Raw genomic sequence first — 24,415 nt, forward strand, 5'->3', positions numbered from 1 at the left:
ATGAGAAAAAAGACGATTATGATTACAGGAGGGCTGGTTATCCTGGCATTTGCAGGATTTGGAGTTTTTCAAGCATTTGCCAGCTCTGCTAGTCCTGATTACTCGAAAGCTGATGTTAAGGAAGTTATTAATGCACAGTATCCTGGAGAAGTAAGCGAACCGCAACTTAATGAAAAAGAAGGTTATTATGAAGCTTTTGTAGAAAGAGATGGAAATAAATATAATGTAAAAATTGATGCAAATACAGGCGATGTAGTGGGATTAGAGATGACGGAAAAAGGCACTGTTAATAATGCTGAAACAAAGAAAAAGACCGACACAAACAAGTCTGCCACTGAAGAAAAGGAAGCTAATATAGAAGAGAAGAAAGTTCAAGAGGAAGAACAGAAGAACGAAAATGAAAAAAATCAAGCTACTAATAGTGCAGGGGAACAAAAGAAATCGGAAGGGAATGTCACCGTTAGTCTGGAGAAAGCGAAAGAGATTGCATTAGCACGATTCCCTGGTAAGGTTGATGAAGCGGAATTGGATGAAGATGATGGCAGGTATCTTTATGAGATAAAAATTATAAACGGTAATGAAGAAGCAGAATTAGATGTCGATGCCTTCACAGGTGAGATACTTTATCAAAATATTGAAGTAGAGGACGATGATTGATCTACCCTAGGAGCTGCCAGTTTGGTGGCTCTTTTTGTATGGACTTTGACCTTTACCGTTCAGTCATCATGATTCCTTTTTTGTAGTAAACTCGCTGTGAAAATGAGAGAACCTTATCTTTTTTTCTCATGTATTTCTAATGTTATACACACCCTCCTATCATGAGGGGTGTTTATGATAAGAGTATATTACAAAAGGAGGAATTAAGTTGATGAAGAAAAAAGCAGGAGTGATTATTGGTTCAACAGTAGGTGCCCTGGTATTAGCAATTGGTGTTTATCAAGCAAGTGCAGATGCTAAAGATCCTAAATTAAACACAGATGAAACAAGAAAAGCAGTAACAGAACAGTATTCCGATAACACCAAAAATCTTCAGCAAGAAAAAGAGGCAATGAAAGCGGTCTACAAGGCTGAAGTAACAGATGAAAAAAAGCAGACGGCTCTTAAGCGGGTTGCAGGTAAAAACAATGGGGACGACAACCATGATGACAATGGCAATGACTCCCATGACGACAACCATGATGACAATGGCAATGATAGCCGAGATGACAACCACGATGATAATGGTAATGACAGCCATGATGACAACCACGATGATAATGGCAATGATAACCGAGATGACAACTATGATGACAATGGCAATGATAGCCGAGATGACGACCATGATGATAATGGCAGTGATAGCCGAGATGACGACCATGATGATAAAGGTAATAATACCCGAGATGATGACCATGATGACAATAGCGATGATAGCCGAGATGACGACCATGATGATAATGGCGATGACAACAATCGAAACGTGCAAGCCAGAGAATTAATGAGTGAGAAAGAGATCATTGCCATTGCTAAGAAGAAATTTGATGGCGACGTGAGATCTGTTGAGATTGATGAAGATGACGGAAGAACCGTGTATGAAATTGAACTATCCAAAGGTAATAAAACAGAGGCTGACTTTGAAATTGATGCCATAACTGGGGAAATCTTAGAAATGAACATTGATACAGACAACGATGATGATGACGATAATGATGATAACGATGACAACGACGACGATGATGACGATGATGATAATGATGATTAAATAAAGTAAAAATATAGTATTTCAAGAGGCCTGAAAAAAGTACTCTTAGTAAATGATGATCCGAACTATCAGACAAATCCCTGGATAAAGGTTTGCTTCGTTCGGATTTTCTTTTTTAAAGCAGACAGAATACCGAACCGAGAGATTTTTTTCAAGGGATTCATTGGACTGCGGAAAGCGGAGTGTTCTGCCGAAGTAGTTCATATTATTCGTAGCGTAGCATTAGTAAATTAGTTATGTTCCAGACTGCGATTAGGTCCTTAAGACGCTTGGAAATTCATTTTTCGTATAAAATGAGATGAAATTAACCTTTTTTCTCAGCAAATTCTAATGTTATCCACACTGTCTTTTCATTACGACAGGTTATGATAAGAGTATCAAGAAAAAGGAGGATTTAAAATGATGAAGAAGAAAGCAGGTTTATTAATTGCGGGTATTGCGGGTGCAGCAGTTTTGGGTTTTGGGGTATACCAAACAAATGCTGATGCTAAAGACCCTAAATTAAATACCGATGAAATTCGCCAAATGGTTACAGACCAATATTCAGGAACGATCACAGAACTTGAATTGGATAAAGAGGCAAACCGTACAGTATACGAGATTGAAGTAACAGATAATAAGATAGAAACAGATTTAAAGATGGATGCAGAGACTGGAGAAGTTTTAAAGGAGAAATCTGGGTCCGTTAATAGAGACGATGATGATTATGATGACTACGATGGTTCAGATGATGATGCGCAAGATGACAATGTAACGCAGGTTAACAACCAGGATCTCATCACTGAAAAAGAAGCAATCGCCATTGCCAAAAAAGAATTTGATGGGGAAGCAAGAGAAGTAGAAATGGATGAAGATGATGGAAGATTTCTTTATGAAATCGAAATGGTGAAAGACAGAACAGAAGCTGACTTTGAAATTGATGCAGTATCTGGCGAAATTTTAGAAATGGATATCGACACAGAAGATGATGATGATTAATTAATTTTAAAGTAAAAGGCGGGCATAAAGCTCGCCTTTTACTTTAAAATTTTATACACTCTCGCTTTAACTGGCAGTACTATCCCGGGGTTCAACTGTCAATAAAGATCCGATTCGTTTAACAGAGGGGAACTTCCACCAAATGAAGATTTATTTTATTTTCACCTCAAAATTAGGGGTAGCTGTGGCTTTTACAAGCTGATGGCGTTCGAAATAAGAGCGGATAATCTCCACAGCATCTTTTTGAATCTCTTTCACAACAGGTTTTCCTTTGAACATGTCATAATTCCCCCCACCAGTTGCTCGGTAGTTATTCAGTACAACATGATAGCTCTCTTTGTCAGATAGTGGCTCCCCATGATAGGTTATATTTTTCACACGGCTTCCTACAGGCTCGCCTACATATATAGTGTAGTCGATACCCTCCCACATATCATAATTGTAATGCTGTGGCTTCGGTGTTTCGTATGATGGATTAACAGCTATTTCACCATTATCATTTAAGGTAAAATATGCTGCACTTCTTTCTAATGCTTGCTTTATATCCTTCCCTGTAAGTTCGAGCACTACTAGCGTATTTGGGTACATATAATTAGAAACCACATCTCGCATGGTAACAGCAGATGTAAAACCCTTGGAGGTATTATTTAGTAATGAAGTAACAGAGATATCGACACCACTTTCCTCCATTTGAACCTTCTGGATGAACTCAATGAAAGGATGCTTTGTAATTCGTACTTGGAATGGGTCGCTTATACTCATGTCACCTTCGATATGCCCAATTGGCTGATCAAGCCACTCTTGGGTAGATGCTTCCAGTTCCTCCAATGCTTGTACTGCATTCTTATCAGTAGAGACGGAGAGAAGATCACGAAGCTGGGCATCTTTTTCCGTAATTTTCCATTCGCCATTTACACGGGTTAGGTTCATAGTTATTTCACCATATAAAGCACCATTATTACCTGGTTGGACGACCAATACATCATTTACTTTTCCAGTAAGTTTACGGTGCTGGTGACCTGTTAACAGGACATCAATCCCTTCAATGTCACACATTCTATATCCTTGGTTTTCTCCTGTCAGAGCCTCGGTCTCTTGTCCTGTTTCCAGGTCCCGTTCAAAGCCTCCATGGTAAGAAGCTATCAGAACATCCGGTTTTTCGCTTTCTTGTATATAAGCGGTCCACTTTTTTAAGGTTTCGTAAGCATCTGCAAAGTGTAATCCTTTAATATGGTCCGGCGATTCCCAATTCGGAATATAGTGGGTGGTCACACCTGTAATCGCAATCTTTATACCGTTTAATGTGTTAATTATATAGGGAGGCCCATATTTTGGTTTATTCGTAGCTGTATCAAGTATATTAGCTGAGATCCAGGGGAAATGTGACTCTTTTACTGCATTATCTAACACTTCGCCACCGAAATTAAACTCATGGTTACCAATAACAGCTCCATCGATACCGATTTGGTTCATCACGTTGATCATTGGATTTTCTTTATGTCTGTGCTGTTTCACATAATGGGTCATAAATGGAGTCCCCTGTATTAAATCCCCATTATCAAGTACGATAACGTGTTCATTCTCTTTTCGTGCCTGCTTTACAGCAGTAGCATATTTTGCCAAGCCGGTTTCGGTAGGTTCATTTGTGCCATATGAGATAGGCATGGCATTTCCATGGACGTCACTTGTATATAAAATCTTTAATGTAGCAGTCTGTTTGTTCAATGCTTTGCATCCTTTCTTAATAATATGTTTGTTTAATCTTGATAAATAGGAAAGTCCCACAGGTATACCTGCGGGACAAGCCATAAGTGCTCTGCCTAAATTATACGATTTTACGACGTATACGGGCAGACACAAAGTCGATAATCGTTACGACGATAATGATAGCAAAAAGGATGAGACCCATTTCATTCCAGTTTCGGTTGTTTGCTGCGAAGATAATCATTGTACCAATTCCTCCAGCTCCCACGATACCGAGGATGGATGAAGCACGTATATCTACTTCAAAACGGTAAATTGCATAGGAAAGAAATTCTGGAATAATTTGAGGGATGACCGCATAAAACAGTATCTGAATTTTATTCGCACCGTTTGCTTCCATGGCCTCCACAACCTTCATATCAATAGATTCAATTACTTCAGAGTAAAGCTTTCCAAGCATTCCGGTGGACCCGATCGCAATTGCTAAAACTCCGGCAAAGGCGTTTGGTCCTACTGCTACTACGAACAGGATAGCAAGAATAATATCTGGGAATGCTCGTACTGCTGAAAGGATCCATTTCCCAATAGTAGTAAGAATTCTGCTTCCTGTCATATTTTGAGCAGCTAAAAAGCCTAAAGGAACAGCCAACACAGCTGCCATTAAAGAACCTGCAAATGCAATTAAAACAGTCTCTAATATACTTAAGGAAACTTCTCCAGTTGCTGACCAATCAGGACTAAAAAGGTTCGGTATAACACGCCCAAAGTTATCCGCGATACGGTCTATTGCTCTGGCCCAGTCAATGTCAATTCCAAGAAAGGTCCAGACATAGATAGCAGCTATAACAACAACGATAAGAAGGGTTTTAATTTTCTTAAATAACGAGCTTTTTGGCTTTGGAGGTAGTGTGAAAGATTCCATTATATCAATGCCTCCCTTAGCTTGTTGCTGATATATTCAATTACAATAACCACGACAAAAATTAAAATAATAATAGCCATTGCGTTTGGATAGTTATAGAAACCGAGTTGTTGATCAAGAATAAGTCCAATCCCACCAGCTCCTACTAATCCAAGAACGACAGAGGCACGAATATTTATTTCAAACACATAGAGCACGAACGAAGTAAACTGCGGCAATACCTGTGGTACCAAGCCGAAGAAGATAACCTGAAATACATTCCCGCCTGACGCGCGCATCGCTTCTAATGGGTTCATATCTACTGCTTCAATTGTTTCACTGATAAGCTTTGCAAGAATACCTAATGAGAAAATGAAAAGAGCTAAAATCCCTGGTAGTACCCCAATGCCGAATAAACCTACGAATATAACTGCTAGTACTAAATCAGGTATTGTACGTAAAATATTCATTAAGGTACGGGTTACATAATATAATGGCTTAAATGTTGTAATGTTTTGCGCTGACATAATAGCTAATGGAACAGTTAGAATTGCAGCCAGTGTTGTTGCAACAATTGCCATTTGAATTGTCTGTGCCATTGGCTCCCAAACCGCAGGGATAACACTTAAATTTGGTGGAAAGAACTTCTGGATAACATTAAACATATTGCCAAGGGAATCACCAAACCCGCCAACCATCTCACGCTGTGTCCAGTACATACTGAAAAGATAAAACCCAAGTACAACAAAGAAAATGATGGTAACTTGTGCTTTTGTCTTCGCTGGAAACAGGGAAGGTGTTTTACCATTTGTTAAATTCTTTGCCTGGTTGGTCACGATTCATCCGCCCCCCCACGCAAGTCATCCTCACGTATTGAACGGCCATATATTTCTTCAAAGGTTTTTTCGTTAACTTCAGAAACTGGTCCATCAAATACAACTTCTCCTGCTCGCATACCGATAATTCTGTCGGCATATTCCATTGCCATATCGATAAAGTGAAGGTTCACGATGGTTGTAATGTTATCCTCTTTGTTAATCTTCTTTAAATAAGACATCACTTGATGAGATGTCGGAGGATCTAGGGAAGCTACGGGCTCATCTGCCAAAATATATTTAGGCTTTTGCGTTAGTACACGCGCTATACTTACACGTTGCTGCTGACCACCACTTAGTTCGTCAGCACGGTTGTAAATCTTTTCGGCGATGTTAACACGCTGCAAGCTTTCATAAGCAAGACCAATGTCTTCTTTTTTATAAAGGTTAAAAATAGAGCGCAAGGTGCCGGTATGTCCAAGGCGACCTGCAAGAACGTTTTTTAATACATTGGTACGCTTTACCAAATTATAGTTTTGAAAAATCATTCCAACTTTTGTGCGCAGTTTACGTAATTCACCGCTCCGGTAAGAAAGGATATCTTCATCATCAACTAGCAAAGAGCCCTTTGTAGGAGTAACAAGACGGTTAATACTTCGAATAAAAGTAGATTTTCCAGCCCCTGACAATCCGACAATTACTACAAATTCTCCGTCGTTAATGGTTACATTAACATTTTTCAGGCCTTCTGTACCGTTTGGGTAAACGAGACCGACATCTTTAAATTGAATCATTATATGTACTTCCTCCATTACAAACTTAGTTTGTCTAAAAACTAGGAAAAAAGGGAGAGATTAAGCTCCCCCTTTTCCGGTTTAGTTGTGCTTTTATTATTTTTAAAGTTCGATATTGTCTTTGAATTGCTGGTATGTTTCTTTAACTACTTCATATTCTTCATCAGAAGCTTCGTCAATTGCATCCCAGTTGTATACTTCGTTCATAATTTGAATCATTTCTTCATCATCGTTAAATGACATGAAAGCATCTTTGATTTTTTGAACTAGCTCATCATCAAGCTCTTTTGTTACGGAAATTGTATCATTTGGAATCTCTTGAGTGTACTCAAGGACTTCTAGTTTTTCCATAACATCAGGATACTCTTCTTCAAGCTCTGTACGAACATCGTCAAACGTTGTTGCTACATCAGCGTCACCGTTATATACGGCTAGAGCAGAGTTATCATGACCGCCTGTTTGCTGAGTGCCAGCAAAGAAATCACTTTCTAGTTCAGGTGCTGATTCATAGCCAAACTCTTCCATTAGCTGGTTTGCTGGGAATAAGTAACCGGATGTAGAACCTTTGTCACCATAAACCCAAACTTTACCTTCTAAATCAGCTAGTGATTCGATGCCAGAATCGGATCTAACCAGATATTGTGCTTTGTATGTACCAGAACCATATCTGATGGATTTTAAGATTACTTCAACATCATATTGCTCGTTTGCAAGAACGTAACCAAATGCAGGGATGAAACCGATTTGTACTTGGTTGGCTCCCATAGCCTCAACAAGTGCATTATAGTTAGTCATTACTTCACCTTTAACTTCAATTCCCAACTCTTCCCCTAAACGTTCTGCCAGAGGTTCTACGGTGTCAGCGATTGTGTCAGAATCCTGAGATGGAACAAATCCCATAACAAGTGTATCTGGAGTTTCTCCGCTGCTTTCGTTGCTGCTTTCTTCGCTACTCTCGTTGCCGCTATTACCTTCAGCATTGCTTGAATCTGACTCATCCGAACTACCACATGCAGCCAGGAACAATGCAAGTGCAAGCACAAGAAATAGACTATAAAGTTTTTTCATCTTGACCCTCCTATAAATCCCTTAATATATCTTACTCTTATATTAAATAACAAATAGGTCGAAAATGCTAGACTAATTTCACATTTTACATTATTTTTACAAAAATATGTCGTATCTTAGTAGATACTAGCTAATTAGTTTGCAAGATAAATTGGAGAGGTTTTTTTTGTCATAAAGAAGGAAATAAATAGTATAACGTATAAGAGGAGTTGATGGTATGCCAAGATTTAATAGTGCATTATTACTATATAACGGAAATGCTGGTAAAGGAGATAATGAACAAAAGTTAAGAGAAACAGTGCCCTTACTTTCACGGGAAATTAAAGAATTAACCATCTTACAGACCGCCTCTATAGAAGAAGTCACAGAGACTTGCAAGACTTATGCAGCAAAAATTGATTTGTTAATCATATTAGGTGGGGATGGTACGATCCACAATTGTATAAATGCTATTGCATCTGAACCAATTCGGCCAACAATTGCAATATTACCAGGAGGTACTTCCAATGATTTTAGTAGAATGCTACAACTGCCACAGAATTTATCAAACGCTGCGGAAGCTATTGTAAATGGATCTATTATCGATGTAGACCTAGCCAAATCAAACGCTACATATTTCTTGAATTTCTGGGGAATTGGCATGGTAGCAGATACTTCTAAAAATATTAACGAACAGCAGAAAAAGACTCTGGGAGTACTTAGTTATTTTATGAGTACATTGAAAACAGTTAGCCAATCAGAACCATTCAGTTACAAGATAGAAACAAACGAAGAGACCTATGAAGGGGAAGCAGTGATGATCCTTCTTTTAAATGGTGCTTTTATTGGGACAAGACAAATTCCGATATCCAGCATTGAACCTGCAGATGGTCAATTGGATGTACTTATTGTAAAAAACTCTAGTCTTTTATCGTTTAGGGAACTTCTCTCCATGAGCAACACAGACGTGGGAAATGATGCATTAGAGGAGTTGACACATTTTCAGTCCAATAATTTGAAGATTACAACTGAAATAGCAAAAGAAATAGATATGGATGGCGAAATTCACACCAATACTCCAGCAGAAATTCGTATTCTTCCTAAACATATTAAGATGATCAAAGCGTGAGATTAGAATCTATTAAATATTTCTTGCATTCAGCCGATGATATAGTAGAAAATTAAATTGAGTACTGTAGTAGAAAGTAGGAATAGCGTGTGAATACCTCACAAAATTTAGAAGAAAAAAAACAAGACCTATCTTTAAAACTATTTGTTGTATTAGCCAAGTCTTATCGTTCGGTAATGGAACAGGTAGAGAAGGACATTCAGTCACGGGGCCTTAATTTAACAGACTTCGCCGTCCTGGAGCTTTTATACCATAAAGGGGAGCAACCACTTCAAAAAATTGGTGAGAAGATACTTTTGTCTAGTGGAAGCATTACCTATGTAGTAAATAAATTAGAGAGAAAAGGATATTTAAAACGAAAGCCAAATGCTCATGACAAGCGGGTCACATTTGCTGTTATTGAACCAAAAGGGTACGAATTATTAAGTCGAATATTTCCCGGGCATTGGGATAAAATCAAACAACTTATGACTGTTTTGGACGAAAATGAGAAAGAAGTAGCCATAGATATTTTAAAAAAGCTTGGAAAAAAAGAACAATAACCTTCACAAATAGCAAAAAGCAAAAGATATATTTCATCATATATGTTTTGCTTTTTTTTATTTCGGATACATAACGTAATAGGAACTTTTCAAGGAGGCAATTTAAATGAGAGTATTAGTGATCGGAGCAAACGGGGATGTAGGAAAAAATATTGTAAAATCCTTAAAAGATACAGAGGAGCATACTCCAGTAGCGATGGTTCGAAAAGAAGAACAAATCGACTACTTTAAAAATTTAAACGTTGAAACAGTCTTAGCAGATTTAGAAGGTGACTTTGAGAAAGCGTATGATCAGATAGAAGCTGTTATATTTGCGGCTGGATCAGGTCCAAGTACAGGTCCTGATAAAACAGTTATCGTGGATCAAGAAGGAGCCATTGAGGCAACAGAGCTTGCACAAAAAAATCGTGTAAAACGTTTTGTCCTATTAAGCGCTATGGGAGCTGATCAGCCTAAACAAGCTGACCAAATAAAGCATTATCTTTATGCAAAACATCGTGCAGATGAGTATCTGAAGGCATCTGGCCTTGATTATACCATTGTTCGGCCAGGTGAATTAACAGACGATACTGGAAAAGGACAAGTTAACCTTCAAGAAAGCGGAGTAGGACTTGGCAGTATTCCGCGTGAAGATGTAGCAGCAGTATTGGTACATCTTCTTACCAAAAAGGATGCAGAAGGAAAAGTATATGAACTCGTAAGTGGGGACACCAAAATAGAGGACTTGTAAGGGATTAAAAGTAGTTATTTTATTGAACCCATCATTTTAACGCTATGTGGTGGGTTCTTTCGTTTTTTCTCAAACAGCATAGATCCTTGCGAGGGTATAGCTGCTTTGTAACGTAGCAAACTAATATAAATTTTTGTTACAAAAACATTACAAAGTGGTTTCCGATTTATGAAGAAAGGGTATAGGTAAAAAGTATTATACTTGCGGAGGTATCATCATGAATGAGAATAATGTAAGAGTCTATATAAGTGAAGGTAATAAAGATTGTGATCAAGTATTACAGTTATTGGACAACAAAAACGTACCTTATGTGGTGAAAAATGTTACGAAGCATCCCGAAAATATGAAGGAATTGCAAATGCAGGGTATTTATGGCACGCCAGCTACGTTTATAGGTGACGAAACGGAACCGATTCTTGGTTATCAGGAAGAAAAGCTGAACCTCACACTTGGGGTGTTGGATAAGGACTATTTGCTAAACACAAATCCAGATAATGATGCATAATATATACCAGTAAACATGAGTAGGAGGTGTTTGCAGATGTATAGACCTTATGAACAATACAGCAATTATTACACACAAAACTATAGCAATGGAATACATCCACTAGCACATCAACCACCAAGTTCCATTCCCCATCCAAACACACCATATCAATCAACCCAATTTCATACACCTTATGCCTATTTCTCAAAGCCACAGCAACCTGCGAACTGGCCGGATTATATGCATGCAACTTACCCAGCTAACTTCCATTCCTCGCCAGTAGCGGGAGAAGATAGCGATATTAGTAAGCAAATTCCCAACACAGGAGGACAGCAGCTCGACCTAGATAAAGTCCTATCTACCGTTGGCCAACTAGCTAATACTTATCATCAAGTTTCTCCGATTGTAAAACAATTTGGAAGCATGATGAAGCTATTTAGATAACCTCATAAAGATTGTCCACCTGTAATTAGGTACGTTGGAAATTAAACCGTGCATTTCTAATAATTTCTTAAGGGAAATCGGTAATACTTTGTATTTATTATGGGTAAAAGAAGGGTAGAAGCGGAAGAAGAGGAGAATTTTTATGATAGGATGTTTAGTAGTTCACGGTTATACTGGGGGTCCATATGAAGTAGAACCATTGGTAAACTATTTACACGAACAGACGGACTGGCACATCGAAGTGCCAACGCTTCCAGGGCATGGAAGGCAGCTCGACTTGAAAGGGAAGTCTCACAAAAGCTGGATAAGGGCTGCCGAACAAGCACTCAAGGAACTAATGAAAAAGTGTGATCATATTTATCTTATTGGCTTCTCTATGGGTGGTATGATCACTGCTTATTTAGCTGCTAAATATAAAGTAGACAAGCTTGTCCTTTTAGCACCTGCAGGAAAATACCTTTCTTTCAAGCAAATCGCAATAGATGCAGGTGGTTTTGTAGCAGATGGTATCCGAGGTAAATTGGGGAGTAATAAATTATATAGCCATTACCGTAATAAGTTGGGGCGAGTTCCGTTCAAAGCAAACTTAGAATTCTTAAAATTAGTTAAGTTTACAAGAGGATACTTAAAGAAAGTGGAATCTGAAGTGTTAATTGCGCAGGGGCAGATGGACGGAATGGTGCCATATAAAACAGCTTATTACTTGGATAAAGAAATTACATCAAAACGGAAAGAAGTAGTGTTTTTTGAACGTTCCAGACATCTTATTTGTCTGGGGGATGATAGAGATACGTTAAACAGCATGGTATTTCAGTTTCTTACAAAGTAAATTTCCAGTAAAAACGAGACAGCCACAATTTCAGCTGTCTCGTTTTTATTCATCCTTAAAGAAAGAAATAACCAAGGCACCTTCACCGCCATAAGTGGAAATGAGCGGACCAGCGTCCGTAAGATAGGCGTCCTGAAAAGGGTAGTTCTTCTGAATATCATCTAATACGCTTTTGGCTCTGTTTTCTGCATTACAATGTGTCATGGAGATAACTTTGTTCTCGACATTTTTTGTATACTCGCCGATTTGTTCGATAAACCGCCTGATAGACTTTTTATCCCCTCGAACTTTTTCAGATACCTCAATCGAGCCTTCTTCACTTGCTTTCATTAGTAGCTTTATATTTAATGTTTTGGCAATTGTTCCTTTAACTTTATCTAGCCGTCCACCTAACACGAGGTTTTCTAATGTTTTCAAAATAAATAAGGTAGCAGTTTGTTCTGCTCTTTCCTGCATATGGTCGACCAGCTTGGAAAACTTATAACCCTCTTGAATCTTGACATTTGCTTCATGTAGAAGTAGTGCAATTCCACAAGAGGCTGTTTTTGTATTAATTACCTCGATTATGCGGTTTGGTTCTTCTTCAAGTAATAATTCTTTACCGGCAACGGCATTGTCATAGGTACTGCTTAACCCCTTTGACAGGCTTAGCATCAAAATTGGCTGGTCAGGGGCTATTTTTTTATAAGCCTCATAAAAATCATGAGGGCTTGGAGCCGCAGAACGTGGTAGCTCCCCACTTTCTTTTATTTTTGCATAAAAAGCAGCAGTGTCCAAATCTGTTCCTGTTTTGTATTGGCCATCGGAAAAATGTAAATAAAGAGGAACAATGGATAAATTGATGTTATCACGAAGGCGCTTTGGAATATCTGCTCCTCCATCAGTCATTAATTGAATGTTCATAAGATCACCCGTTTCCTAAAAATAAGGTACAGTAAGTATAGCAGTTGAGACATTACTTTCCTATTCACAATTGCAGTTATTCATGCTCTTTTTCTGCAATTGTCACAGAAGGTTTCCTTGACGTACTTAAAATAAATAGGAAAAGTCCAAAAATAACGATCGTTCCACCGAGTAATTGCGTCCATGTCACTACTTCATCAAGTATAAAATAGGCCAAGATAGTTGCGCCAACTGGTTCAAAAACAATTCCCATTGAAATAGTCGACGTACTTAGCCACCTTAATGCCCAGTTAAATAATGTATGGCCTAAGAAGGTAGGAAAAATAGCCAGAGCTATGAAAAGTAACCAATGATCAGAAGGGTAACCGAAAAAGTCGTTTTGAACAGTGAGATTATACAGCAAGAGTGTGATAGAGCTCACACCATAAACAAAAAACGTATAGGTCATTAAGGAAACACTTCTTCGAACACGCTGACCAAATAAGAAGTATACGGTTACAGTGATAGCACCAAACAATGCTAAAATGTCCCCAAATAATGCCATACCGCTAATTTGGAAATCACCCCAGCTAATGATAATACTCCCGAAAAGGGCAATCAGCATACTAATCACAGCCCCTGGAGAGAACCGTTCTTTAAAAAAGAAATAAGTTCCAAGAAATGCGAAAATGGGTTGTAGGGTGACTAGAACAACTGAACTGGCTACAGAAGTGTAGTTAAGTGATTCGAACCATAAAATAAAATGAAGGGCGAGAAAGATACCTGCCAGTACGGAAAACAGCCAATCCCGTTTATGGATAAGGCGAAATTCTTCGCGGTACTTTAAAAGAACTAAAGGAGCCATGAGCAGTACTGCGATTAACAGGCGGTAGTTGGCTATGATAGCTGCTGGCGCCTGATCTGCTAATTTAACTAAGATGGCTGAAGTGGAGACGGAAATAACACCTATTACAACAGCGGCATATGGATTAAATGGGGGAAGACGCATCGTAACCCTCCCTAACTTTCGATTGATTTTGTTCATTTTACCATGCTCGTCCTAAAAAATCACACCTGTAATTAGTATCCTACTTAATATTGTGTTATGATTATAGGTGCATGAGTTTTCGAGTGAGGCCTCTTACCAGAAATTGGTGATGCCTTTTTTGTACTTTAGGGAAAGTATAAAAATACTGATACTTTTAAATCGAATTTAACATATAATATGAGATATTTTGTTTATATAACCGTTAAAGTTAGTAAGAACGTTTATTGATGAAATGTGCGGGTAGATTATTTTCAAACTAAAGTATAAGAAAAATCCAAGGCCTCTTTGACAATTAAATTTTTACAGAAAAAGGAGTAGAGGAATAGGTGACAACATTTAATGAATTAGGTATATCCAGTTCCATTATGAAAGCATTGGAAAAAATGGGATTTGAAGAAGCAACCCCAATACAGGCGGAGACGATTCCACTTGCACTGCAGGGGAATGATGTAATTGGACAAGCTCAAACAGGTACAGGGAAAACAGCAGCGTTTGGTATTCCGATGATCGATAAAATCGATTCCAAACTACGTAAGATTCAAGGGCTTGTTGTAGCACCAACGCGTGAACTGGCTATCCAAGTAGCAGAAGAGTTAAACCGTCTTAGTAAATTTAAAGGAATACGGGCATTGGCTATTTATGGTGGTTCCCCTATGGATAGACAAATTCGTGCTCTTAAGGACGGTCCACAAATTGTGGTGGCGACACCTGGTAGACTGCTTGACCACATGAGAAGAAAAACGATTCGCACAAATATGGTTCAGACAGCCGTGCTGGACGAAGCAGATGAAATGCTAAACATGGGCTTCATTGATGACATTCGCGATATTTTAAAAGGTATTCCTGAAGAAAGACAAACACTGCTTTTCTCAGCTACTATGCCGAAAGAAATTCGGGATATTGCAACAAACTTAATGAACGAGCCTAAAGAGGTTAAAGTTAAAGCAAAAGAAATGACTGTAGAGAATATTGATCAGTTCTTTATCGAAATTCCTGAGAAGTTCAAGTTTGATACACTGAACAATCATCTTGATATTCATTCACCTGAGTTAGCCATTGTATTTAGCCGCACGAAAAAGCGTGTAGATGAGATTACAGAAGGTTTGCAGGCAAGAGGCTATCGTGCTGAAGGAATCCACGGAGATTTAACGCAAGGTAAGCGTATGTCTGTATTAAACAAATTTAAAAATGGTCGCGTTGATGTATTAGTTGCAACAGATGTAGCAGCACGTGGCTTAGATATCTCTGGTGTCACCCATGTATATAACTTTGATATTCCACAAGACCCTGAAAGCTATGTACATCGGATTGGACGTACAGGACGTGCAGGTCGTACAGGGGAAGCTATTTCATTTATTACCCCTAGAGAGGTTGCACACCTACAATTGATTGAAAAAGTTACCAAAAGTAAAATGAAACGCATGGTCCCACCAACAAATCATGATGCACAAAAGGGACAGCAACAGGTTACGGTTGATAACATTCTAAAAACGATCGAAGAAAAAGATTTAAAAAGGTATCATGAAGCAGCAAATAATCTCTTGCAAGAGCATGATTCTATTTCCGTGGTAGCTGCAGCGTTGAAGCTAATGACAAAAGAGCGCCGTGATACACCAGTAAGGATCTCTTCTGTAGCTCCAATTAGTGTTAAAAAAGCTCAGAATTCCAACGATCGTCGTTCTAATAACAAACGTTTTTACGGGAAACGCAATCAAGGCGGCGGACGTGGCCAAGGTGGAAGAAACCGTAAAGGAAACTTCCAAAAGCGTAGAAACCGTGACTAAGATACTATAAAAAAAGGTTACCCAAATTGCCGTTGCAATTTGGGTAACCTTTTTTAGTGACTGACTCGTGCTTACACCTTTTTACAAGATACGACTAAGTAGACCAAGTAGTGCTAATATGACTATGATAATCCAGAGCGCGTTCTTTTTTATTGCGGATGGCACGCGTTTCTTTTTCCACCTGTTCGGATCAAATTGAATCCCCTCGTCGTCTCGATTTCGATTTCGACGTCGTCGTTGCCAAGGTGAATAGGCTCTAACACCTTGCAACACAAGTGGGGCAATAACAAAGCCTCCAATAAAACCGAAAATGTGAGCATAGACATTAATATTCGGTCGGATAAAGGTCATAATTAATCCAATGACAATAATAACGGAAACCATTTGTGAGCTTTGATAATCGATTAAATGCTTGCGAAAAGCTATCATGAATACATAGATACCAAATAACCCAAAAATAGCGCCGGAAGCCCCGACATGTGTATAGATGGCATGCCCTAGGATGAAACTGGCAATATTCGCTACAACACCAGCACCTACATAGGCAAGGATAAACTTTACTTTCCCAAGCATTTGCTCAAGCGCAGGTCCAAAAAGTACAAGAGAAAACGAGTTGAAAAGCATGTGCATTAAGCCTGCGTGAAAAAACATCGGGGTGATTAGTCTCCAATACTCTCCTTGGGCAATATGGTAGTTACTACCCGCTCCGAGCTGAAACAGTGTATTTCCAATAGGTAGAGAAAGAAACCCTTGAATGAGCCATAATACAATATGGATAATTACAATGGTGGAAACGACAGGGTAGGATTGCATAAATTCTTGTATACTTCGTTCATTTCGAATAAACATGACGTCCTCCTCAGTTTAATTCAAACGTTAGGTGAATTTGCAGGTAGGGTATTAGTATAGTGTAGTAAAGCGTATTTCAACATATGACCAATATTAGCGTACTAAAATATAGGTTAAATGTGCAACAATAAGGCGTTTATGGGATGAAAGGATAGATAGTGGATGATTAAAGGGATTGGGATGGATTTAATTGAGTTAGATCGAATAGCAAAGAGTCTAAAACAAAATGATCGGCTTGCTAAAAGAGTGCTCACACACAAAGAGCTACAAATTTTTAATGCCCATCCAACTGAAACAAGGAGAATTGAATTTCTAGCAGGAAGGTTTGCCGCTAAAGAGGCTTTTGCAAAGGCTGCCGGGACTGGTGTTGGGAAAATGGGATTTCATAATATGGAGATATTGCCAGGAGAGAATGGGGCTCCTGTGCTTCGTGCAGTGGGATATAAGAATGAGCAGATATTTATTTCGATTACACATAGTAGGGATTATGCCGCCGCACAGGTAGTCATTGAAGCAAACGACGCCATGCATAATTGATAAGGTTGTCTCATATATTTTAGTGCGGGTAGGAGGGAACAGTTTTGTATATTGTCACCGCAGAAGAAATGTACGGTATTGACCAGTTTTCTATGAAGCATACAGGGGTAGAGGCTTCCATTTTAATGGAAAATGCAGGCAGAGAAATAGCACAGCGAATTATGGATATGGTTGGATTCGAACAGTCTATATTGGTGCTTGCTGGTTCAGGTAATAATGGTGGGGATGGATTTGTCATTGCACGAACATTACGGAATATGGGTTATCAGGCTTCTGTCCTCCAAGTGGTAGATGATGAGAAGATTACGGGGCACGCAGCCTATCATAAGCATCTTTATCAGAAGTGTGATGGAATTGTCGATCCGTTAGACAAAGGTAGAGAAATCATAGAAAGACTGGATAAAGAAGTTGTCGTAGTAGATGCAATGGTTGGGATTGGTGTGAAAGGTATGTTACGAGATCCATTACATTCCATTGTAACCCAGCTTAACCAATTGGAAAACCTCACCATTTCCGTAGATATTCCATCAGGTTTGCCTGCGGACGAAGGAGAAGCAGATTTTATTGCTGTACAGGCCTCCCATACTTTTATGATAGGGGCTATTAAGCAAACGGCATTTGTCCAGCATACCGCGCCTTACTATGGAGAATGGGACTGCTTGGACATAGGTTTTCCAACCAGGGCTTTTGAACAGCTGGAGAACGAGCGGAAAATTTGGACGGAGAAAGAATTCCAACATACCTTTCCTAAACGAAGCGCCTACGATCATAAAGGCGACCATGGCAAGGGTCTCATTATCGGAGGTTCTGCTAACATGCCAGGCGCACTAGGGCTGACGACACGGGCGGCTTTACGTTCGGGAGCAGGATTGGTTACAGCCGGCACTACAGACAAAGTTATTCAGCGTATTGCTACTTTCTGTCCAGAAGCGACATTCCTTACATTGCCTGAGGAAAATGATCATCTCCAGTATAATGATGAGATTGAATACGCTAAGTTTGATGCTGTTGCATTAGGTATTGGGATGGGACGTGAAGCGACTTCTCGGCCGATTATTAGACAAGCAGCAGCTTCGAAGCTTCCGCTCATCATCGATGGAGATGGGCTTACCCATTTAAAGGAAGATTTGACCGTATTGGATGGCAAAGAAGAACCAGTTATCTTAACACCACATCCAGGTGAGATGGCAATGCTTCTTGAATTATCCATAAAAGATGTATTAATGCGTCCATTTTATTACGCTAAGAAGTTTGCTGAGGACTACAATGTTTATGTTGTCCTAAAAGGAGCTTTTACCATTATTACCACCCCTGAAGGAAAGCAGGCAGTGAACGTGTCCGGAAACGCCGGGCTTGCAAAAGGCGGGAGTGGGGATGTGCTAACTGGAATCATACTTACCATGATTATGCAGAAGCAATCTATTTTCGAAGGGCTTTGCAATGCATGTTTTATTCATGGGAAATCAGCGGATTTATTAGTACAGGGGCAACATTCTGAGCATGATTTGCTTGCATCCGACGTTATCGAAGGCGTTTCACTGGTGTATCGTACATTTTTATAATCTTGCGTGACAATGTTCCCTAATGTTTCTACTGAGACAAGGGAGATATGATGTTAATGAAAAGAATGCTTAGTATTTTTATTGTTATGGCAGGGTTTGTGTTTTTACTGGCGGCCTGTGGAGAAAAGACGCAAGAGGATGTACTGGCTGATTTAAATGAAACGATGAAGGACATGGAAGGGTATAAGGCAAAGGCTGAAATGAGTATGAATACAGGACAAGAAGACCAGAAATTCGCTATTGATATTTGGCACAAAAAAGAAGATCTATTTAGAGTAGCATTAACAAATGATATGGATGAAAAAGGAAGTCAAATCATTTTAAAAAATGAAGATGGGGTTTTTGTATTAACGCCCGCTCTAAAGAAAAACTTTAAATTCCAGTCGGATTGGCCTCAAAACAGTAGCCAGCCGTATTTATATCAATCGCTCGTAAATGATATCCAAAAAGATAAGGAAGCAGAATTTGAAACAACAGACACTCATTATATTTTCAAAACAAAAACAAACTATCAAAGCAATAATAATTTGCCATATCAAGAAATTCATTTCGATAAGAAAACATTGACACCGGTAGAGGTAAAAGTACTAGACAAAGATAAAAACGCATTGGTAGAAGTGAATTTCTCTAGCTTTGAAAAAGATGCTAGTTTTGAAGAAGATGATTTTACAATGGACAAGAATATGGCCAGCAGTACCGAAGAGGAAGAAGCCGTTTCTGGACAGCCAGCGGATAATACGTTAACTGTGGCTGTGCCAACCTATTTGGCTGGTGCTGAATTGGAAGGGAAAAAGGAAATAGATTTGGAAAATGGGGAACGCGCCATTTTAACGTTCTCCGGGGAAAAGAACTTTACGCTTGTACAGGAAAAACGAGACGTTGTACCAACTATTACCTCTCCACAGGAAGTGAATGGGGACATCGTGAATTTAGGACATACGGTGGCCGGTTTGTCGGATAATACACTGGAATGGTCTTATAACGGAGTGGATTATATCCTAGCTAGTGATGAACTAACGAAAGAGGAGTTAATCCAAGTCGCACAATCTGTACAAGGTCAAGAAGTGAAGTAAAGTGGGAAGACAGAAGCAGACTCGTCACCAGGAGAGGGGGTCTGCTTTTTTTGCATAGAAAAATATAAAATTTGTGTACTGTGGATAACGGAGTAACTGAACGGGCCACGTCCAGCTCCAGCGCCCAGAGACTAGCGAGACTTCCCTCGCCTCCGTACGATAAAGAAGACTTGCCGACTGGTGTAACCAGAGGCTTGGTCGCACTTATACCATTGCGGTGAAAGTCAACATCAGCTCCGGTGGGGAAGGAAGGTTCGACTAAAATCGGCCTTGCCGGCCAACGTCGACATACCCCTGATGCAGGGGCATGTAACATTATCTCCTGCGGCTAAGTCCAAAAGGTTTTCGGTGGGGCGAGTAATCGCAGTCCCAGTCCGTACGTCTCTAAACGGGCGCCCTGCGCTTTTGTTTTGCTTGCAACGAATGCTCTCTGTTTTTCTCATTTGACAGAGGGGTGGGGAAAAGATTAAATAGAGAGAACGTTGCACGTAAGGAGGCTTTTCGGTTGGATAGGACTATAATTAGACCAACATGGGCAGAAATAGATTTAGATGCTATTACACATAATATAAAGGCTATGCGACAGCGACTTCCTAAGCAAACAAAGATAGTAGCGGTAGTCAAAGCGAATGGATATGGACATGGAAGTATTGAAGTCGCCAAAAGGGCGCTTGAATCAGGGGCAACGTCACTAGCGGTGGCATTGCTTGAGGAGGCCTTAGTACTGCGAAATGCAGGAATTGAAGCTCCTATTCTTGTAATGGGATGGGTACCTCCAGAGGCTGCATCCATTGCTGCTAAGCAAAATATCACCTTAACTTTCTTCCAAAAAGATTGGTTGGACCAGGTTAGTAAACTTGACTTAAGTACGAAATTGCAGCTCCATCTTAAACTTGATACTGGTATGGGACGAATAGGCATCCGGTCAAGTGAAGAAATGCGTGAGATATTATATGCATTAAACAGCAAACCAAGCATATATTTAACAGGAGTGTACACTCATTTTGCTACAGCTGATGGCCAAAACCTTAGCTATTTTCATCAACAGAAAACGTTGTTCGAAAAAAGACTTACCGAACTAAGGGAGTATTGGTCTGGTGAGGTGGCAGTCCATATTGGTAATAGTGCTAGTGCAATTCGTTTACCTGAGGGTATGTATGATTTTGTACGTTATGGCATTGCCATGTATGGGTTATTTCCTTCTCCGGCGGTTAAAGAGGAAGATGAAATCTCTTTGAAGCAGGCTTTCTCACTTCATAGTAGACTGGCACACGTAAAACAAATTGATGCAGGAGATGCAGTGAGTTACGGACTAACATACAGAGCTGAAAAGAAGGAATGGATAGGTACAATACCGATTGGGTATGGTGATGGCTGGGTTCGTAAACTGCAAGGTTTTTCTGTTCTCGTAGATGGAAAGAGGATGCCTATTGTGGGCAGGATTTGCATGGATCAGACGATGATTCGTCTTGATAAGGAATACCCAGTAGGAACCAAGGTAACATTACTTGGCTCGCAAAATGAATCATTCATTAGTATAGATGAGGCTGCAAGTTATTTAGATACTATTAATTATGAAATTCCTTGTTTACTTAATGAGCGAATACCTCGTATATATAAGGGTTAAATTTACCCTATTTAAAAAGCTCTACCAAAGCTATATACCACATTTTTCTAATATTAAACGACAAAACAAGCGATTTTAATTAATTTTTTTCAAGAACCCTTTGCAAACCCCCAGATTCAATGATATTATAAAAAAGAATTTGATTATGTTCGTTCAACAGTTGGCGGAGGTGCATAGTTTTGTCAGAGAGTTTACAAGAAGTCTTGGTGAAGATACCAAAGAATCTGTTAAATGAGGTGGATGGATTAATGAAACATGAAAACAGTGACTTGAGCGATTTCATCTGTCAAGCTACAAGAAAATTTTTAGAGCATAAGAGAGATGAGCACATTCAACAATTTCATGAAACAATGCAAAGAGGCTACGAAGAAATGGGCCGCATTAATCTATCAATTGCTTCGGAAGCTTTTCAAGCTGAAGAGGAGGCTGAAAACACCTTAGAGCGCTCTGTGATCGGGGTGTAACAAGTTGATCGTTCAAAGAGGCGAAGTATACTTCGCTGACTTATCCCCTGTGGTTGGATCAGAGCAGGGAGGCGTCCGCCCGGTATTGATCCTACAAAATGATATAGGAAATCGGTTTAGTCCGACTGTTATTGTTGCTGCAATTACAGCACAAATCCAAAAAGCTAAGCTGCCTACTCACGTTGAAATCAACGCTAAACGATACGGCTTTGATCGTAATTCTGTTATATTATTAGAGCAGATAAGAACGTTAGATAAGCAGCGGCTTACTGATAAAATAACAAAGCTAGATAATGAAATGATGAAAAAGATAGATCAGGCACTTGAAATTAGTCTTGGTCTAAAAGATATGTACGGTCAGTAGCAATACCCTTGTTAAAAATAGACGAGGGTATTTTTGTTGGAGAAAATTAGTAGTAAGGCCACCTTTTCGCTCAATTATTTATCCCGCCTTAACTTGCAGTAAGACCCCCACCGTATGAAGCTTCGCTTTATTTGGATCACTATAGCCTCGCTGAGCTAGGCAGATAATCGCCAGCTACTCGAGATAAAAAGAAGGGTATACCCTTCAATTCTCCACAAAATTCTATATTTATGAAACGTATTTTTTTGCATATTCTACTTATGGAGTTTAAAAGGACCATTTTATACCTTCATTAAGGGTTTTGGTTTAATACAATGGAAATGATTATGTTACAATAAAACAGGAAATGTTTTTATGTACGAGATTTTGACGTATTCTCACAAATTTTGCCTGAATATAACAATACGAGATAACTACCAGGACAATGGGGGGAAGAAAATGGATCAGAAATTTAAAGAAACGGCAATTGAAAATAGTAATTCAATTGTACAAATGTGGATGGAAGAGATTAATTCTATAAAGGACGGTAATTATACTGCTAGTATATCGGATGAATTATTCGAAAGCACAAACCGTGAATTTGTAAATGTTATTTTTACAAGTATAAAAAGTCAAGGATCCACAAAAGTTGTAGAAGACTTTTCAGAAAAAATCATTAATCTTGGGTGGCCGCTTAGTTACATAACAGATGGACTCCAAGTTTTCCGTAGAGTGACAGTTGATTACATTCTCAGTCAGTCAGATAAAATAGATTCTTCATATATTTCGGATGTTATAAAAAGTGTCGATGCATGGGTGGAACCCCTGATCCGTCAATTGGTAAATGAATATTCTGGAAGCTGGGAACATATCGTTTCTCTTCAACGAGTTGCCCTGCAAGAGCTATCTGCTCCGCTTATCCCTGTAATGGATCGGATCACCGTGATGCCCTTGATCGGTACCATTGATACAGAACGAGCGAAGTTAATTATGGAGAACCTTCTAGAGGGTGTAATTAAACATAATTCAGAAGTGGTATTAATTGATATTACTGGCGTTCCAGTAGTGGATACCATGGTTGCACATCACATTATTCAGGCAGCTGAAGCTGTGAGGCTTATTGGCTCAACGTGTATTCTGGTGGGGATTCGCCCAGAAATCGCTCAAACAATTGTGAATCTGGGAATCGATTTAGGAAAATTCCCAACGAAGAGCTCGTTGAAAAAAGGTTTTACAAAAGCGCTTGAAATCACTGGCAGACAAGTTGTAGAACATGAACGAAAAGATGAGAATATTGAAAAGCTCATTGATTCTTTAAAAGGGGAGTGAAATCATGCGTATACCGATATTGAAGTTGCATAATTTTCTGCTCATTTCGATTCAAACTGAAATTGACGACAATACTGCAATTCAGTTTCAGGAAGACCTACTAAGTAAGATCCACCAAAGCGGAGCAACAGGTGTGGTAATTGACCTTACTTCTGTCGATATTATTGATTCCTTTATAGCGAAAGTTTTGGGCGACGTCGTGACAATGTCAGACCTAATGGGGGCGAAAGTAGTACTCACAGGAATTCAACCAGCAGTTGCAATGACGCTAATTGATTTGGGAATCCATTTGAAAAATGTCCCAACGGCTCTGGATTTGGAACAAGGTTTAATTAAACTTTACCAGGAACTGGGGGAATAGCGAATGAATCCCCAATCTTGTGTAAATATACAAAAAGAGTGGGATATTGTTGGGGCAAGACAGCTCGGCAGGGATATAGCCAGAAAAATTGGTTTCGGCACTGTTGACCAGGCAAGAATTGCAACGGCAATATCAGAATTAGCTCGAAATATATACTTATATGCTGAAAATGGACAAATTTGCTTTGAAGTAATTGATAATTTAAATCATAAAGGCATTTCTATGGTCGCAATAGACAATGGACCGGGGATTGATGATGTCAGCAAAGTAATGGAAGATGGTTATTCGACTTCAGGCGGTCTGGGAGCAGGTCTGCCAGGAGTTAAACGGTTAATGGATGAGTTTGACTTACAATCGGAGTCTGGTAAAGGGACTAGAATTAAAGCAGTAAAATGGGTAAGGTAGAAACTTTATT

27 protein-coding genes are annotated in these 24,415 nt (G+C 39.2%); 19 read left to right on the forward strand and 8 right to left on the reverse strand.

Features of this window, described 5'->3' with window-relative positions:
• From LG273_RS02885 to LG273_RS02895, 3 genes are all read left to right on the forward strand, one after another.
• A complete protein-coding gene (locus LG273_RS02885; RefSeq protein ID WP_404457525.1) occupies positions 1-657 on the forward strand; it encodes a PepSY domain-containing protein in 657 nt (218 codons plus the stop codon).
• 229 nt (positions 658-886) lie between these two features.
• Entirely contained in the window at positions 887-1,741 is an 855-nt protein-coding gene (locus LG273_RS02890; RefSeq protein WP_404457528.1) for a PepSY domain-containing protein, read from the forward strand.
• A gap of 399 nt (positions 1,742-2,140) precedes the next feature.
• Entirely contained in the window at positions 2,141-2,719 is a 579-nt protein-coding gene (locus LG273_RS02895) for a PepSY domain-containing protein (RefSeq protein WP_404457530.1), read from the forward strand.
• A gap of 150 nt (positions 2,720-2,869) precedes the next feature.
• On the opposite strand, the gene LG273_RS02900 is transcribed toward LG273_RS02895, so the two are convergent.
• The 5 genes from LG273_RS02900 to LG273_RS02920 form a co-directional block, all read right to left on the reverse strand.
• The gene (locus tag LG273_RS02900) at positions 2,870-4,444 is read right to left on the reverse strand and encodes a bifunctional metallophosphatase/5'-nucleotidase (RefSeq protein WP_404457533.1); all 1,575 of its coding nucleotides are present in this window, start codon (positions 4,442-4,444) and stop codon (positions 2,870-2,872) included.
• Positions 4,445-4,544: 100 nt separating this feature from the next.
• Positions 4,545-5,345 (reverse strand): phosphonate ABC transporter, permease protein PhnE, encoded by an 801-nt coding sequence (gene phnE, locus LG273_RS02905; RefSeq protein ID WP_404457536.1) that lies wholly within the window; start codon positions 5,343-5,345, stop codon positions 4,545-4,547.
• Entirely contained in the window at positions 5,345-6,160 is an 816-nt protein-coding gene (gene phnE, locus LG273_RS02910) for a phosphonate ABC transporter, permease protein PhnE (protein ID WP_379559811.1), read from the reverse strand. Before phnE (LG273_RS02910) ends, phnE (LG273_RS02905) begins: the two co-directional genes overlap by 1 nt.
• Positions 6,157-6,933 (reverse strand): phosphonate ABC transporter ATP-binding protein, encoded by a 777-nt coding sequence (phnC, locus tag LG273_RS02915; protein WP_379559809.1) that lies wholly within the window; start codon positions 6,931-6,933, stop codon positions 6,157-6,159. The genes phnE (LG273_RS02910) and phnC overlap by 4 nt, the downstream gene beginning before the upstream one ends.
• Positions 6,934-7,035: 102 nt before the next feature.
• On the reverse strand, positions 7,036-8,001 hold the full coding sequence (locus LG273_RS02920; RefSeq protein WP_404457539.1) for a phosphate/phosphite/phosphonate ABC transporter substrate-binding protein: 966 nt from the start codon (positions 7,999-8,001) through the stop codon (positions 7,036-7,038).
• A 217-nt stretch (positions 8,002-8,218) separates the two neighbouring features.
• On the opposite strand from LG273_RS02920, the gene LG273_RS02925 reads away from it, so the two are divergent.
• From LG273_RS02925 to LG273_RS02950, 6 genes are all read left to right on the forward strand, one after another.
• Positions 8,219-9,109, forward strand: coding sequence for a diacylglycerol/lipid kinase family protein (locus tag LG273_RS02925; protein WP_404457542.1), 891 nt, complete (start codon positions 8,219-8,221; stop codon positions 9,107-9,109).
• Between the two features lie 89 nt (positions 9,110-9,198).
• Positions 9,199-9,651, forward strand: coding sequence for a MarR family winged helix-turn-helix transcriptional regulator (locus tag LG273_RS02930; protein ID WP_404457544.1), 453 nt, complete (start codon positions 9,199-9,201; stop codon positions 9,649-9,651).
• 106 nt (positions 9,652-9,757) lie between these two features.
• Positions 9,758-10,381, forward strand: a complete 624-nt coding sequence (locus LG273_RS02935) for an SDR family oxidoreductase (RefSeq protein ID WP_379559805.1) — start codon at positions 9,758-9,760, stop codon at positions 10,379-10,381.
• Between the two features lie 217 nt (positions 10,382-10,598).
• Positions 10,599-10,886: a glutaredoxin family protein gene (locus tag LG273_RS02940; RefSeq protein WP_404457546.1), complete on the forward strand. Its 288-nt coding sequence runs from the start codon at positions 10,599-10,601 to the stop codon at positions 10,884-10,886.
• Positions 10,887-10,922: 36 nt separating this feature from the next.
• The gene (locus tag LG273_RS02945) at positions 10,923-11,312 is read left to right on the forward strand and encodes a YppG family protein (RefSeq protein ID WP_379559803.1); all 390 of its coding nucleotides are present in this window, start codon (positions 10,923-10,925) and stop codon (positions 11,310-11,312) included.
• A 142-nt stretch (positions 11,313-11,454) separates the two neighbouring features.
• Positions 11,455-12,141: an alpha/beta hydrolase gene (locus tag LG273_RS02950; RefSeq protein ID WP_379559802.1), complete on the forward strand. Its 687-nt coding sequence runs from the start codon at positions 11,455-11,457 to the stop codon at positions 12,139-12,141.
• A gap of 45 nt (positions 12,142-12,186) precedes the next feature.
• Here the strand turns inward: LG273_RS02950 and LG273_RS02955 are convergent, their stop codons facing one another.
• Both LG273_RS02955 and LG273_RS02960 read right to left on the reverse strand, forming a co-directional pair.
• Positions 12,187-13,044, reverse strand: coding sequence for a DegV family protein (locus LG273_RS02955; RefSeq protein WP_404457548.1), 858 nt, complete (start codon positions 13,042-13,044; stop codon positions 12,187-12,189).
• A 76-nt stretch (positions 13,045-13,120) separates the two neighbouring features.
• Positions 13,121-14,032 carry a DMT family transporter gene (locus tag LG273_RS02960; protein ID WP_404457551.1) on the reverse strand — a complete coding sequence of 304 codons (912 nt, stop codon included), beginning with the start codon at positions 14,030-14,032 and terminating at the stop codon, positions 13,121-13,123.
• A 365-nt stretch (positions 14,033-14,397) separates the two neighbouring features.
• Between LG273_RS02960 and LG273_RS02965 the strand changes: the two genes are divergently transcribed.
• Positions 14,398-15,855: a DEAD/DEAH box helicase gene (locus LG273_RS02965; protein ID WP_404457554.1), complete on the forward strand. Its 1,458-nt coding sequence runs from the start codon at positions 14,398-14,400 to the stop codon at positions 15,853-15,855.
• A gap of 81 nt (positions 15,856-15,936) precedes the next feature.
• Here LG273_RS02965 and LG273_RS02970 read toward each other — a convergent pair whose 3' ends face one another.
• On the reverse strand, positions 15,937-16,704 hold the full coding sequence (locus LG273_RS02970; RefSeq protein ID WP_379559797.1) for a rhomboid family intramembrane serine protease: 768 nt from the start codon (positions 16,702-16,704) through the stop codon (positions 15,937-15,939).
• Positions 16,705-16,866: 162 nt separating this feature from the next.
• On the opposite strand from LG273_RS02970, the gene acpS reads away from it, so the two are divergent.
• The 9 genes from acpS (at position 16,867) to LG273_RS03015 (ending at position 24,405) form a co-directional block, all read left to right on the forward strand.
• A complete protein-coding gene (gene acpS / locus LG273_RS02975; RefSeq protein ID WP_404457557.1) occupies positions 16,867-17,241 on the forward strand; it encodes a holo-ACP synthase in 375 nt (124 codons plus the stop codon).
• Positions 17,242-17,285: 44 nt separating this feature from the next.
• Complete coding sequence (locus LG273_RS02980; protein ID WP_404457560.1) at positions 17,286-18,803, forward strand: NAD(P)H-hydrate dehydratase; 1,518 nt, start codon at positions 17,286-17,288, stop codon at positions 18,801-18,803.
• Positions 18,804-18,859: 56 nt separating this feature from the next.
• On the forward strand, positions 18,860-19,876 hold the full coding sequence (locus LG273_RS02985; protein ID WP_379559793.1) for an outer membrane lipoprotein carrier protein LolA: 1,017 nt from the start codon (positions 18,860-18,862) through the stop codon (positions 19,874-19,876).
• Positions 19,877-20,381: 505 nt separating this feature from the next.
• On the forward strand, positions 20,382-21,503 hold the full coding sequence (gene alr / locus LG273_RS02990; RefSeq protein WP_404457563.1) for an alanine racemase: 1,122 nt from the start codon (positions 20,382-20,384) through the stop codon (positions 21,501-21,503).
• A gap of 179 nt (positions 21,504-21,682) precedes the next feature.
• Entirely contained in the window at positions 21,683-21,967 is a 285-nt protein-coding gene (locus LG273_RS02995; protein WP_379559789.1) for a CopG family ribbon-helix-helix protein, read from the forward strand.
• Positions 21,968-21,971: 4 nt separating this feature from the next.
• Complete coding sequence (locus LG273_RS03000; RefSeq protein WP_036577165.1) at positions 21,972-22,331, forward strand: type II toxin-antitoxin system PemK/MazF family toxin; 360 nt, start codon at positions 21,972-21,974, stop codon at positions 22,329-22,331.
• 438 nt (positions 22,332-22,769) lie between these two features.
• On the forward strand, positions 22,770-23,639 hold the full coding sequence (locus LG273_RS03005) for an RsbT co-antagonist protein RsbRA (protein ID WP_404457568.1): 870 nt from the start codon (positions 22,770-22,772) through the stop codon (positions 23,637-23,639).
• Positions 23,640-23,643: 4 nt separating this feature from the next.
• Entirely contained in the window at positions 23,644-24,000 is a 357-nt protein-coding gene (locus tag LG273_RS03010) for an STAS domain-containing protein (protein ID WP_379559785.1), read from the forward strand.
• A 3-nt stretch (positions 24,001-24,003) separates the two neighbouring features.
• Complete coding sequence (locus LG273_RS03015; protein WP_379559783.1) at positions 24,004-24,405, forward strand: anti-sigma regulatory factor; 402 nt, start codon at positions 24,004-24,006, stop codon at positions 24,403-24,405.
• Positions 24,406-24,415: the final 10 nt, after the last annotated feature.

This window comes from Oceanobacillus kapialis (assembly GCF_044790185.1).
In the GTDB taxonomy this organism is placed as follows: Bacteria; Bacillota; Bacilli; order Bacillales; family Amphibacillaceae; genus Oceanobacillus_B; species Oceanobacillus_B kapialis.